The organism is Pseudomonas sp. B6001 (assembly GCF_013386015.1).
GTDB lineage: Bacteria > Pseudomonadota > Gammaproteobacteria > Pseudomonadales > Pseudomonadaceae > Aquipseudomonas.
Genome location: NZ_JACAOX010000014.1, coordinates 77549 through 90414 on the forward strand (window position 1 = coordinate 77549; position 12866 = coordinate 90414).

A 12866-nucleotide genomic window follows, 5' to 3' on the forward strand; every position below is an offset into this window, starting at 1 on the left:
TGATTTTCCACAACACGGGTCAAAAACCGCTTGCACTCGGGCAGACTTCGAGGAATTCCTTCAGGAGAGACGTCATGGATGCCAGTCATTACCCGTTCGGAAACCTGCAATCGTCCCCGCAAAAATCACCCTCCGCCAGCAGTCGGTTGATCTTTGCCTGCTTACGAAATTTTGGCTATATTTGGCCAAAACCTCGAGAAGACCAAATGATTACCGTACCGTTGGGTGAAGCAAAAAATAATTTATCAAAACTGGTCGATGATGCCGCCGCCGGCCAAATCATCACCATAGCCAAGCATGGGCGGGCGATGGCTCGCCTTGTTCCTGTCGGGAAACCGACAGGCCGGCGAATTGGCGCGATGAAGGGCAAACTGGTGGTGCCGGATGACTTCGATGCGCCATTGCCAGACGACATGCTGGATGCGTTTGAGGGAAACCACCCATGAGAATACTGCTGGATACCCACATCCTGCTTTGGGCCCTGAGCGATGATCCAAAACTGCCAGCGAAGGCCAGAAAGCTGATCGAGAACGCGGCTGAAATTTACGTCAGTGCCGCCACATTCTGGGAGCTGGCGATAAAGGTCGGGCTCGGGAAGCTCAACGTAAACCTGGACGAAATTCGCGAATACTGCCTGGAAAGCGGCTACGTGGAACTGCCCATCACCTCGGAGCACGCCATCGCGGTCAAGGACCTTGAACACCATCACAGGGACCCGTTTGATCGGCTCATCATTGCAACGGCTATCATTGAGCCGATGAAGTTAGTGACAGCCGACCCGATGGTGGCGAAATACACATCATTGGCCGTTTTGACTTAATTCACTTCGCTCAAAACAACCACTGCCCGATCAGCCAGGCATTCGCCCCGCTGATCACCACAAACAAGCTCCAGGCCAGCAGCCGCGTAGGCAAGCTATTGACGAACGGCCCCATAAGGCGCTTGTCACCCGTCATGCGGATCAGCGGAAACAACGCAAACGGCAACTGCAGGCTCAACACCACCTGGCTGAGGATCAGCAGCTTGCCGATGGCATCATCCCCCATCAGCCACACCCCGAGGAACGCCGGGATCAACGCCAGGCCACGGGTGATCAGGCGTCGCTGCCAGCAGGGAATGCGCAGGTTGAGGTAGCCTTCCATGATCACTTGCCCGGCAATGGTGCCGGTGAACGTGGAGCTCTGGCCCGAAGCCAACAGCGCAACACCGAACAGCACGCTGGCGAACGCGCCACCCACCAGCGGGTCGAGCAAGTGATAGGCGTCCTGGATTTCCACCACATCAGTATGGCCGGTCTGGTGGAACGCAGCGGCGGCCAGTATCAGGATTGCCGCGTTGACCAGCAGTGCCAGGGACAGGGAACCGATGGTATCGATACGCGCCAATTTCACCGCGTCCTGGCGGCTGGCCAGGTCCTTGCCGACCAGCCGGGTTTGCACGATGGAGCTGTGCAGGTAGAGGTTATGGGGCATCACCGTGGCCCCCAGTATGCCAATGGCCAGGTACAACGGTGCGGCATCACTGATGGCGGACAACGACGGGGTGAAACCACGAAACACGTCGGGCCAGTAAGGCTTGATCAGCACCAGCTCGATGAAGAAACACACGCCGATGGTCGCCACCAGTGCCAGCATGATCGCTTCCAGCCGGCGGAAGCCTCGATTTTGCAGGGCCAGGATCAGCAAGGTATCGAAGGCAGTGATGACAATCCCGGTGGTCAGTGACACGCCCAGCAACAGGTGAAACGCCAGGGCGCAGCCGAGGACTTCGGCGAGGTCGGTGGCGATGATCGAGATTTCCGCAAGGATCCACTGCACGAACGACGAGCGCCGGCTGTAGCGCTCGCGGCTCAGTTGCGCCAGGTCCTTGCCGGTGGCGATACCCAGCCGTGAGCACAGGCACTGCACCGCCATCCCCGCCAGGCTCGCCAGCAGCACCACGAACAACAGGTTGTAGCCGTAGCGCGAACCGGCCTCGATGGCGGTGGCCCAGTTGCCCGGGTCCATATAGCCGATGGAAATCAGCAAGCCAGGGCCGGCAAACATCAGCGCACGTTTGAAAAACGAGGCACGGGGATCAACGACGATGGAGCCGGCGACTTCCGGCGGGCAGAACGGGGCGGTAGCGATTTTGGGCAGGCTGAATTTCACGCGGGGTACCAGGCTTTCACACAAGACGTGAACGCAGCTTATCAGTCAGACGCAACGGTACGCATCACCGTCTCCCGGGGCAGATCAAATGCCTCTACCACCTGGACCACCAGATCCATCTCCTGGTTCAGTGCTTCACGCTCCAGGCGCTCGCGAATCACCCCGATCACCAGCACCGCCAGGGTGGTGATGGAATACGCGGGGCCGGAAAACGCCCGCACGCCGGTCACCAGCAGCATCGCCGCCGCGAGCGCCTGCCCCACCACCGGAATGGCCGTGGCCGCGCCCCGGCGCAGGATAAACCCGGTCAACCCGGCCAGCGCGGTCCCGCTGAGGGCAGTGGTGGCTGAGCGCCCGACATCGAAACGATTGAAAAAACCCTGTTCCTTTTGTGCCGCAGCCTTCAACTCTGCCTCGAACGCTTGGCGATCAGCCTGGCTGAGCTTGTCCTTGTATTGCTCGATCAGCCGCTCGGCAACCTGCAGTTCCAGATCAGCAAGGGCCACTTTCTCGATCGGTTGATCAAACTTGATACCCACCCGCTGCGCCACGTCCTGGGCGATTTCGCGATAGCTCACGCCATGACCACGGGCCAGGTTCATAAAGGTGTCGCCGCCCATGCGCTGCAACTCGATGGCCAGCTTCAAGGGCTCGCGCACGGTGGCGTCGATAGAGGCACTGCGCTTTTGCGCCATCAGCTCGGCGAAAAACTGCAATTCCTCCGGCCGTGCCTGCACCAGCAGCGGGAACAGCTCGACATCCTCTTCGGCAAAGCGCACTTCGCTGCTGCGCTGATCGGCGCGGATCATGCCCCGGCGTTCCTGCAGCAGGTCGGTGTACTGCACCACCGTCTTCAGTTGCGGCCAATACGCGGCGTGGTCGAACGTGGCCAGGTGCACGTTGGCGACCTTGGCCTTGAGCGCCGGTGTCAGCGGGATCGCATAACGACCGATGCAGCGCTCGGTGTCCGGCTTGAGCGCCAGCGCCCAATCCTTGCTCGAGTGGCAGTTGATCACCCGACCGCTGAGCGGCGCCGAGACCAGGTCCCAGGGGCTGGAGGTACAAATCGCACCGCCCATCAGCAGCAGGTTGTTCAGCGGCAACTCACGGGCCACCTCAGGACTGGCCAGCAGGCTCTTGACCAGGATGCGCGCGCCCAGGGAGTGGCCGATCAGGTTGATCTGCCGCACCTTGATCGACTCGCCATGGAGGTAGTTGGCCAATTCGGGCAGCAGGCTTTTGGCGACCTCATCCACCCGCGCCTCGACGCTTTTGTAGTGGTCGAGGAAATAGGCAATCGCCTTGCCCACCCCGATGGTTGCGGCACCCAGGCTACCGCCACCCAACATCGAGGTAATCACATCCTTGAACGGCGCAAACAGGTTTTCCAGGAAATGCCCTGCCGGCCAGAACAGCATCAGGTTGGTGGAGCCTTCGATGGTTGCCAGTTGCCGGGAGAAACTACCCAGTTGTTGCTGGTTGAAGAACGCCGAATAACCATGCACGTAGAGATTGAGCACATCCCCCTGGGGCTCGCCACACAACACAAACGTGGGCTTGCGGGTGCGGTGCATTTCATCCCACTGGTGTTGCATGTGACGGTGACTCCTGGCGACGACGGAGGGCGATAGTAACAAAGGGCGGGCTACGGGAATGTGAAAAACTGATACTCGGACTATCCATATCGCTGCACAGTGATGACAAAAAACGCGGATTTTGTTCGCAGATTCAGTCCATTAACCTTTGTCGGGTCAACCACTGAAACCGAGGAACACCATGAGCAAGCCCGAGTTTTTCATCACACCCGGTTACGGCGACATTGCACGCGAGACCCTGCATTACACCCAGGCGGTCAAAATCGGCAGCCGCGTCGAAACCTCGGGCCAGGGCGGCTGGGATGACGAGTTCCAGATTCCCGAATCCCTCACCGACGAGATCGCCCTGGCCTTTCAAAACCTCGAACGCACCCTGGCGGCAGCCGGCGCCGGCTGGGAGCATGTGGTACACGTCAATTCCTACCACGTGGGAGGTTTCCCGCCGGAGGTGAACGAGCAGATGGTCAAGTGGTACCGCCATTACATGCCCAATCACGCCCCCATCTGGACTGAGCTGGGAGTAGAAGCCCTGGGGCTGCCGGCAATGCGCATTGAAATCCGCGTGACAGCGATTATTGCCTGACGCCGAACCGCTCGATCACCCAGTCGATAAACACCTTCAGCCGGGCGTTCTGATGGCGATTGGGTGGATAGATGACGTGCAACGGCGTGGCGGGCCGGGTCCAGTCTTCGAGTACCGGGACTAACTGGCCTGCCTCGACGTAGTAGTCAACGATGGTCTTGAAATGCTGCCCGACGCCCAGGCCGGCGAGCAGCATTTCCTTGAGGCCGTTGCCTTCGTTGGTGGAAAACGCGCAGTTGCCTACCTCATACCGAGTCGCGCCCTTCTCGAAAATCAACGGCTCCGGCTTACCCGACCCGGCAAAGAAATACCCCGCCTTGAGGTGGTTCTTCTCGAGGTCCTCTGGAGACACGGGAGTACCCATGCGCTCCAGGTAGCCGGGGGCCGCGCAAGTGACGTACTCGAGGTCGACAACCTTGCGGGCGATCATTGCCATGTCATCGAGCTTGCCAGCGCGCAGTACGCAATCCACCCCCTCCCCCACGATATTCACGGCACGGTCGCTGATGCCCAGGGCGATAGTGATCTCAGGGTACTCACGATGAAAATCCACCAGCGCCGGGATCAGCAGGCAATTGGCAAAGGACGCCGGCGCATCCACTTTCAGGTGGCCGCCGGGCTTGAGCTTCTGCCCGCGCAGGGCATTGTCCAGTTCATCGAGTTCCGCCACCAGGCACAGCGCGTGGCTGTAGTACTCCAACCCCTCCGGCGTCGCCGCCAGCGCACGGGTGGTGCGATGCATCAACTTGACGCCAAGGTGCTTCTCCAGGTCCGTGATGAGTTTACTGACGGTGGAACGCGGCAGTGCCAACTGGTCGGACGCGCGGCTGAAGGAGCCGGTTTCGACGACACGGACGAAGGCACGCATGGCGAGGAGTTGGTTCACGTTGATGTCCGATGAGGGCAAGAATGGCGAGTATTGTCCATTAAGCTGCACAATGACGACAGGCATTCAGCGAACAAAAAAGCCCGGCGCATGGCCGGGCTTTGACGGAGCGGATGACTCAGTGGGCAAAGTTCTCGATCTTTACCTGGCCATCAGGAAACGTAGCGACAATCTCCAGTTCTCCTCCCATGGCGCGGATATAGTTACGCAGCGTGCTGATATACATGTCGGTACGCCGCTCCATTTTGGACACTGCCGCCTGATTGATATTCAGCGCCTTGGCCAGCGTATCCTGGCTCATCTGTTGCGCCTTGCGCAGTTCATGCAGGGGCATTTCTTTCAGGTGTTGCTGGAAGATGCGCTCTGCATCGGCCCGGGCTTGCGGTGTCATGCGAGCCTGCAGCTCACTGAATTTTTTAGCCATGGTGACGGCCCTCTTTAAGCAGTGTTTCCAAATGTTCGTCATACAACTTCTCAGCCAGCGGGACGTATTCGTCATACCACCGGCCTCGACCGGTTTTATCCCCGCCAATCAGCAACAAGGCACACCGGCGCGGATCAAATGCATACAGAACGCGGTAAGGCCGCCCGGCATGTTGCACCCGCAACTCTCGCAGGCAGCCATGCCTGGAGCCCTTGATGTCACTGCTGTGGGGGAAGCCAAGGCCTGGCCCCAGAAGGCCCAGTAAATCCACACTGGCCGATACTGAGGATTGCTCCTTTGCATCCAGACCGCCCCACCAGATTCCAAACTCGTCCGTGTATTCAACGTCCCAACTCATGCAAATATGCCATCCATGGAATATAAACTCAAGGGCATAACTGTAGGAGTTCCTGGCTTGTACAGGCTTCCGTTTGTCCCGGAAAAGTGTTTGTAGATTATTCCCGCACAATGCTCAGCCCATAAAAAACCACCCTTTCGCGCGGCTGAAGACACGACCATAGCGCCGGCACCACGGATGATCCCGACCGCCACGTGCATAAAACTCATTGAAATAAATGGTATTAATAGTTTGGAGAGTGCCGCGAAAGAACCGGACGACATCCAATGAACCCGGAGGCGAAGGCCTTGGGACCTGCAAAGCAAGCTCGCTCCTACAGTAAAACCTGTTGATTCAGCAAAACGATCCCGGAGTTCCCAATGCCCCATGAAGGCAACCTGTTACAAGCGGCCGTTGTATTCCTGCTCGCTGCCGTCCTGACCGTGCCCCTGGCCAAGCGCCTGCAACTGGGTGCCGTGCTGGGTTACTTGCTGGCCGGAGTGATCATCGGCCCATCGGTGCTGGGCCTGGTGGGCAACCCGCAAAGCGTCAGCCAGTTTTCCGAACTTGGGGTGGTATTGCTGCTGTTCATCATTGGCCTGGAGTTGTCACCGAAGCGTCTGTGGGTGATGCGCAAGGCAGTGTTCGGTGTAGGCCTGGCACAGGTGTTACTGACGGGCACCGTGATCGGCGTGGTCGCGCTGTTCGTGTTTGGCCAATCATGGAACAGCGCGATTGTGCTGGGCCTTGGCCTGGCGCTCTCCTCCACCGCGTTTGGCCTGCAAAGCCTCGCCGAGCGCAAGGAACTCAACCAGCCCCACGGGCGACTGGCCTTTGCGATTCTGTTGTTCCAGGACATCGCCGCCATCCCGTTGATCGCCATGGTGCCGCTGCTCGCGGGCAGCGATCATCCCGCCACCACCTCCCAGGGCCTGCGACACGGCCTGGAAGTACTGGGCAGCATCGCCGTGGTGATCATCGGCGGGCGCTATCTGTTGCGGCCGGTGTTTCGCATCGTCGCCAAGACCGGCCTGCGGGAGGTCTCCACCGCCACCGCGTTGCTGGTGGTGATCGGCACCGCATGGCTGATGGAATTGGTGGGCGTGTCCATGGCCCTCGGCGCCTTCCTCGCCGGGTTGCTGCTGGCAGACTCCGAATACCGGCATGAGCTGGAATCGCAGATCGAACCGTTCAAGGGCCTGCTGCTGGGTCTGTTTTTTATCAGCGTGGGCATGGGCGCCAATATCAGCCTGCTGTTCAGCGCGCCGGTGATCGTGCTGGGGCTGACCCTGCTGCTGATCGCCATCAAGTTGCCGCTGCTGTTTTGCGTGGGTCGCCTGGCAGGCGGCCTGAACCCTGAAAGCGCGCTGCGCCTGGGCGTGGTGCTGGCAGCCGGTGGTGAGTTCGCATTCGTGGTGTTCAAGATCGGCCGCGACCAGGGCCTGTTCGAGCCGCACCTCTACGACATCCTGGTGCTGACCATCACCCTGTCCATGGCCGTGACGCCATTGCTGCTGTTGCTCTGCCCGAAGCTGTTCAAGCCCAAGGCCAAGCCGGTGGAAGTACCCGAGGAATACCGTGCCATCGAAAGCGATGCGCCACGGGTGGTGATCGCCGGGATGGGCCGCATGGGGCAGATCGTGGCGCGGATCCTGCGGGCACAGAACATCTCGTTCATTGCCCTCGACACCTCGGTGGAAACCATCGAACTGACCCGCAGTTTCGGCGGCATGCCGGTGTTCTACGGCGACCCGCAGCGCCCGGAAATCCTTCACGCAGCGAAAGTCGACCAGGCCGAGTTTTTCGTGATCGCCATGGACGACCCCGAGATCAACATCAAGACCGCCGCGCTGGTACGCAGCCTCTACCCGCACATGAAGATCATCGCCCGTGCCCGTAACCGCCAGCATGTGCACCGCCTGGTGGACCTCGACGCGTCACCGGTGCGCGAGACGTTTTACTCCAGCCTGGAAATGAGCCGCCGCACCCTGGTGGGCCTTGGCTTGACCCAGGCCCAGGCCGACGCGCGCATCAGCCGCTTCAAAAACCATGACCTGCAATTGCTGGCGGCCCAACACGCCGTGTATGACGACGCGGCCAAGGTGATGCAGTCTGCCCAGGAAGCCCGGACGGAACTGGCACGGCTGTTTGAGATGGACCGGATCGAGGAAGAGTCCGACAAGGTGTAGGGATGGAGATGAACGATCTTGCGAGTTTTCTGACAGAATACGGCGCAATTTCGTTCATCCCTGGAGAGCTTCATGGCCACCCTCAGCAAGACCGCAGCCCTCTTGGCCCTCGCGCTGGCCGCCGGCTTCGGCGCCAGCCAAGTCCTCGCCGCCAGCAAGCCAGTGGCGCAGAAGACCGCCACCCAGACCATCTCCACCCTGGATGGCAAGTTCAGCTTCAACCTGCCCAAGTCCTACCTGGCCGACCCACTGCCGGCCGGTGATGCCGAGCACGGCACCGCAGGCGCCAGCGGCACGATGTACAGTGACCAGGCCACCAAAAGCGTGATCTTCGTCGTCGAAAAACCGAGTGTCGCCGGCCTGATCAAGGACAACGACCCGCAGTTCCTCGACGGTGCCGTGGCGGATTTCGTCAAGGAACAAAGCGCCGCCCTGCCGGACTTCAAGAAAGGCGCCGAGAAGAAACTCACCGTGAAAGGCCTGGCCCTGCGCCAGGTCGACAGCACCGCGACCATGGGCGGCGGCAAGACACTGAGCTCCACCTTCCTGACGGGTTCCGGCAGCCACCAATTGGTGGTGCAGGCCATTTCCCGGGCGGATGATGAAGCCGGTCATGCACTGTTGGTGAAGCAGATTATCGGCGGTAAATAACCGGTTTTATCTGGCAGTGAAAATCCAATGTGGGAGCGGGCTTGCTCGCGAATGCGGTGGGTCAGTTAATACATGCGCTGACTGCAACACCGTCTTCGCGAGCAAGCCCGCTCCCACATTTTTGATCGCGTTCACATCGCAGGACTCAGCGCAGGCTCTTTTCCAGCCACTGCTTCAAGTCCAGCAACTCCGCCTCACCGACGGTATGAATCATCCCCGGGTAGCCGTGGAATTCCGGCGTGAGGCCAATCCCCTGCAATACCTCGTTGGCCCGCGTTGCCGAGTAGTACGGCAGCGCCTGGTCCAGCGTCCCGTGACCGATGAAAATCGCCAGCTTGCCCAGTGGCGCATCCGGCTTGAGTTCGGCCTTGAGTACCGGCAGCAGGCTGCCGCTCAACGCCGCAATCCCGCGCAGGGTTTCGGGATGTCTTAACCCGACTTCATACGACATGATCGCACCCTGGCTGAACCCTACCAGAAACACCCGCTCAGGTTGGGTGTGGTACTTGGTGGTGGCCTGGGCGACGAAGGCTTCGATCAGCTTGGCGCTGCTCTGCAGGTCGGCGGTCTCGCCATCAAAATCGCCATCGCCCGGCTTCTTGCGAAACCAGCGATAACCACCGCCCTCCACCGGCATCGGTGCCCGTGCAGACAGGTAGGTCCAGGTCGACGGCAAGCGGTCCTTGAGCCCGAACAGGTCGGCCTCGTCACTGCCATAACCGTGCAGGAAGATCACCAGCGGCTCGTTGCGGGCATCACTTTGAGTCTGTTCCAGGTAAGGCAGCGGCAGGTCGGTGTGCAATACGTCTTCGGCCTGTGCGGCGCCGGTAAACAGCGCTACCGTCAGGGCAATCAGTTTGAGCATGAGCATCAACCTCTAGGGTTTGCGCAACAAATAGGTATCCATGATCCAGCCATTGGCCTGGCGCGCCGCCTTGCGCACACGTTCAATCTCTTCGGCAACCTCGGCCACTTTGCCGCTGATCAGGATTTCATCCGGTGTGCCCAGGTAGGCGCCCCAGTAGATATCCAGGTCCTGATCGGCCACGGTGCGGTAGGAATCTTCGGCATCGAGCATGACAACCAGGGTGTCGGCATCACTCGCCTGCCCCGCCGCCAACCGGCGCCCGGTGGTGATTTCGATGGAGCGACCGATGCGGTTCAGCGGCACTTTGTGCTGCGCCGCCAACGCCTGGACGCTGGTGATCCCGGGGATCACTTCAAATTCGAATTCGCAGCTGCCGCTGGCGAGGATCGCCTGCAGGATACGAATGGTGCTGTCGTACAGTGCAGGGTCGCCCCAGGCCAGGAATGCGCCCACTTCACCGTCGGCCATTTCTTCATTGATCATCCGTTCGAAGGTCTGCTGCTTGTCGCGGTTCAGGTCCTTCACGGCGGTGGTGTAGTCGATATCACCGCGCACCCGCTCGGGGCAATCGGCCTCGACAAAGCGGTAGGCGTGATCGGTGATGTAGGTCTCGCAGATTTCCCGGCGCAGGTCGATCAGCTTGTCCTTGCTCTGGCCCTTGTCCATCAGGAAAAACACGTCGGTGCGGTTGAGCGCCTTGACCGCCTGCATCGTGATGTAGTCGGGGTTGCCGGCGCCAATGCCGATGATCAGGATGCGTTTCATGGGAAAGTCTTCATGGGTGGTCTCGGTGCGGGGAACGGATTTTGCCATGTTCGGGACGTCAGGCGTGAGTTTCCAGGCGCAGGCGCCAACGGCCATTGAAGCGTAACTCGGTGGATGACAGCGGCTCCACGTCGATCAGGTTGAACATCGCGGGTGGGCATTGCATGACATGCAGCAGCGCTGCGCGGATCACAAATGGATGCGTCACCGCCACGACATGCCCCGGGGATTGCTCGAGGGACTGCAACCACTGCCCTACCCGCTCACACAGTTGCACTACCGACTCGCCGCCGTGGGGCGCCGAGGTGCTGTCGGTCAACCAGGCCTGAAGCGCTTCGGGTTCGGCCTGCTGAACCTCCTCGATCGCCAACCCTTGCCAGCGGCCAAAATCACAATCGCGCAGGGCTGTTTCAACCAAAGCATCGTCGGCAAACAGCGCCGCCGTCTGCCGGGTCCGCGCCTCCGGGCCGCACAGCACCCGGGGTGCACGCTTGAAGCGTTGCCCCTGGGAAAGCGCCGCCTGCTGCCAGTCCATCTCCACCGACTCATCCAGCGCAAAGCGTGCCTGTTTCTGGGCACGGGTGCCGGCGTGGGCAACAAGGGTCAAACGGGTGGCCTGCATGACAAATCGCTCTGGTTTTAAGGTGCAGTCAGCGTAGACTTGCGAAGTTGTTTCAACATGTTTCAACTATTCTGCAACAGGAAGCCGGTTCAATGCCGGCGCGGTCGCGCCACTGTATTCGGCCTTCTAGCCGTAAGCCAGACCCTGTTTCAGCCAACTCGCTATCCATTTCGGGACGCGTCATCCCTGGAGGTTCTCATGGCTTATACCGCTGCAACTGGCTCCGACGTTTCAATACCGTCCATTCCCCTGGGCGAAATCCTGCCCTGGGCGATCTTCGGCGGCCTGCTGCTATTGCTCGCGATTTACTTCGTCGGCGCCGAGCAAGGCGCGACGGCCGTGTTCAAAGGCATGTACGTGCATGAGTTTGTGCATGACGGTCGCCACCTGCTGGGTTTCCCCTGCCATTGATTGGAGCGTGACGACATGACAGGGCATTTACTCGTTCGCGGGATGCTGGTGGGCCTGCTCGCCGGCATCCTGGCCTTCGGCTTCGCCAAGACCTTTGGTGAGCCGCAGATCGACAAGGCCATCGCCTTCGAAGATCAGATGGCACAGATTCACGGCGACGCGCCGGAAGAAGAACTGGTGAGCCGCGAAGTACAAAGTACCTTCGGCCTGTTCACCGGCGTGGTGGTGTACAGCGTCTCCCTGGGTGGCATTTTCGCCCTGGTGTTCGCCTACTCCCTGGGCCGCATCGGCAAGGTCGGCCCCCGTGGCTTGGCAGCGCTGCTGGCATTGGCGGCGTTTGTGACGATCATCGTGGTGCCGGGGCTGAAGTATCCGGCCAACCCGCCATCGGTGGGCGACCCCGCCACCATCGCGCAACGCACCAAGCTGTTCTTCCTGATGCTGCTGGTGTCGGTGGCGGCTGCGGTGATTGCGATCAACGCGGCGCGCAAGCTGATTGCCAGCCGTGGCCTATGGGCAGGCGCGATCCTCGGTGTGGCGCTGTACATTGTGATCGTGTCGGTGGCCGGCAGCTTGTTCCCGACCATCAACGAAGTGCCGGAACAGTTCTCGGCAGTGTTGCTGTGGAAATTCCGCGTGGCCTCCCTGGGGATTCAACTGGTGCTGTGGACCACCCTGGGCCTGGTGTTCGGCGCCGTGGCCGAGCGCAAGCTGAGCCAGCCTCAGGCGCGTCTCAACTCCTGACGGTACAGGTAGCCGCCGACGAATCGGCGGCTACCGGCATTCACACCCCGGGCCGCGCCAGGTAGAACACCTCGTAGCCATTGCCCGGATGGTTCACATCCAGCGCCTTGGCCGACAAGGTAATTCGCACCAGCTTCCACGCCTGCACATCCAGCGCCAGAAACACCGCGAAGTTATCGCTGCTGTCCGCGAGCTGCTGGTTGCGGGCCTTTTCTGCGGCGAGGATTTGCCCGCGGTCCGCCCCCGGCGCCAGCGCCCACTCCTCCCGATACAGGCTCAAGGCGTCTTGCGCCGGACCTCGCTGCACGTCCAGCGGTAACCAGGACTCAATGTGCGGCTGGCCAAAACTGTCGAGGACCTTCTGGAAGCGCTCGCCGAGCAAGAAATCCGCAGCCTGCAAAGGATCCGACCACAGATAAACCGACGAATACAGGTTACCCACCCCCGGCCCCTGCCCTCGCTCCTGGGCGATAAACGCCTTGAACAGCAAACCCTCGGCATGATCCCACAACGGCCCCAGGCGAGCGGCCCGCTCACGGATGACACCCATGTCGTAATCGGCTGGCAAGCGGTGTGAATATTGTTTGGCAAACATCATGGCGCTCCTGTTCAGATGAGTGCCCAGCTTGCGCAGCGCCCAT

16 protein-coding genes and 1 riboswitch are annotated in these 12866 nt (G+C 60.5%); of the genes, 7 read left to right on the forward strand and 9 right to left on the reverse strand.

All coding sequences use genetic code 11. From position 1 onward, the window contains the following. The first annotated feature begins 74 nt into the window (after positions 1 to 74). Together HX821_RS31815 and HX821_RS15525 are read left to right on the forward strand one after the other, a co-directional pair. Positions 75 to 446, forward strand: coding sequence for a type II toxin-antitoxin system Phd/YefM family antitoxin (locus HX821_RS31815; protein ID WP_003208094.1), 372 nt, complete (start codon positions 75 to 77; stop codon positions 444 to 446). Then, a complete protein-coding gene (locus tag HX821_RS15525) occupies positions 443 to 820 on the forward strand; it encodes a type II toxin-antitoxin system VapC family toxin (protein WP_003208092.1) in 378 nt (125 codons plus the stop codon). Before HX821_RS31815 ends, HX821_RS15525 begins: the two co-directional genes overlap by 4 nt. Before the next feature lie 10 nt (positions 821 to 830). Here HX821_RS15525 and HX821_RS15530 read toward each other — a convergent pair whose 3' ends face one another. Both HX821_RS15530 and HX821_RS15535 read right to left on the reverse strand, forming a co-directional pair. Then, a complete protein-coding gene (locus HX821_RS15530; protein WP_087694160.1) occupies positions 831 to 2150 on the reverse strand; it encodes an Nramp family divalent metal transporter in 1320 nt (439 codons plus the stop codon). A 41-nt stretch (positions 2151 to 2191) separates the two neighbouring features. Then, on the reverse strand, positions 2192 to 3745 hold the full coding sequence (locus HX821_RS15535; RefSeq protein WP_177035997.1) for a DUF726 domain-containing protein: 1554 nt from the start codon (positions 3743 to 3745) through the stop codon (positions 2192 to 2194). 181 nt (positions 3746 to 3926) lie between these two features. On the opposite strand from HX821_RS15535, the gene HX821_RS15540 reads away from it, so the two are divergent. Continuing rightward, complete coding sequence (locus HX821_RS15540) at positions 3927 to 4328, forward strand: RidA family protein (protein ID WP_177035998.1); 402 nt, start codon at positions 3927 to 3929, stop codon at positions 4326 to 4328. On the opposite strand, the gene HX821_RS15545 is transcribed toward HX821_RS15540, so the two are convergent. From HX821_RS15545 to HX821_RS15555, 3 genes are all read right to left on the reverse strand, one after another. Next, positions 4318 to 5214: a LysR family transcriptional regulator gene (locus HX821_RS15545; RefSeq protein ID WP_256579493.1), complete on the reverse strand. Its 897-nt coding sequence runs from the start codon at positions 5212 to 5214 to the stop codon at positions 4318 to 4320. The genes HX821_RS15540 and HX821_RS15545 overlap by 11 nt on opposite strands. Positions 5215 to 5332: 118 nt before the next feature. Next, entirely contained in the window at positions 5333 to 5638 is a 306-nt protein-coding gene (locus HX821_RS15550) for an XRE family transcriptional regulator (protein ID WP_003208085.1), read from the reverse strand. Continuing rightward, a complete protein-coding gene (locus HX821_RS15555; RefSeq protein WP_003208083.1) occupies positions 5631 to 5996 on the reverse strand; it encodes a type II toxin-antitoxin system RelE/ParE family toxin in 366 nt (121 codons plus the stop codon). Before HX821_RS15555 ends, HX821_RS15550 begins: the two co-directional genes overlap by 8 nt. A gap of 359 nt (positions 5997 to 6355) precedes the next feature. On the opposite strand from HX821_RS15555, the gene HX821_RS15560 reads away from it, so the two are divergent. Both HX821_RS15560 and HX821_RS15565 read left to right on the forward strand, forming a co-directional pair. Next, positions 6356 to 8164, forward strand: a complete 1809-nt coding sequence (locus HX821_RS15560; RefSeq protein WP_102604789.1) for a monovalent cation:proton antiporter-2 (CPA2) family protein — start codon at positions 6356 to 6358, stop codon at positions 8162 to 8164. A 72-nt stretch (positions 8165 to 8236) separates the two neighbouring features. Next, complete coding sequence (locus tag HX821_RS15565; protein ID WP_177035999.1) at positions 8237 to 8815, forward strand: hypothetical protein; 579 nt, start codon at positions 8237 to 8239, stop codon at positions 8813 to 8815. 145 nt (positions 8816 to 8960) lie between these two features. On the opposite strand, the gene HX821_RS15570 is transcribed toward HX821_RS15565, so the two are convergent. The 3 genes from HX821_RS15570 to HX821_RS15580 are packed head-to-tail and all read right to left on the reverse strand — an operon-like array spanning position 8961 to position 11070. Then, positions 8961 to 9680, reverse strand: coding sequence for an alpha/beta hydrolase (locus HX821_RS15570; RefSeq protein ID WP_003208077.1), 720 nt, complete (start codon positions 9678 to 9680; stop codon positions 8961 to 8963). A 12-nt stretch (positions 9681 to 9692) separates the two neighbouring features. Further along, the gene (gene cobF / locus HX821_RS15575) at positions 9693 to 10448 is read right to left on the reverse strand and encodes a precorrin-6A synthase (deacetylating) (protein WP_003208076.1); all 756 of its coding nucleotides are present in this window, start codon (positions 10446 to 10448) and stop codon (positions 9693 to 9695) included. Between the two features lie 58 nt (positions 10449 to 10506). Next, a complete protein-coding gene (locus HX821_RS15580) occupies positions 10507 to 11070 on the reverse strand; it encodes a histidine phosphatase family protein (RefSeq protein WP_177036000.1) in 564 nt (187 codons plus the stop codon). 27 nt (positions 11071 to 11097) lie between these two features. Beyond that, positions 11098 to 11237, forward strand: a riboswitch (cobalamin riboswitch). A 31-nt stretch (positions 11238 to 11268) separates the two neighbouring features. Here HX821_RS15580 and HX821_RS15585 point away from each other — a divergent pair. Beyond that, entirely contained in the window at positions 11269 to 11481 is a 213-nt protein-coding gene (locus HX821_RS15585; RefSeq protein WP_003208073.1) for a CbtB domain-containing protein, read from the forward strand. A 15-nt stretch (positions 11482 to 11496) separates the two neighbouring features. After that, positions 11497 to 12225, forward strand: a complete 729-nt coding sequence (locus tag HX821_RS15590; protein WP_177036001.1) for a CbtA family protein — start codon at positions 11497 to 11499, stop codon at positions 12223 to 12225. 40 nt (positions 12226 to 12265) lie between these two features. Here the strand turns inward: HX821_RS15590 and HX821_RS15595 are convergent, their stop codons facing one another. Further along, a complete protein-coding gene (locus HX821_RS15595) occupies positions 12266 to 12820 on the reverse strand; it encodes a DUF4865 family protein (RefSeq protein WP_087694166.1) in 555 nt (184 codons plus the stop codon). Positions 12821 to 12866 lie beyond the last annotated feature (46 nt).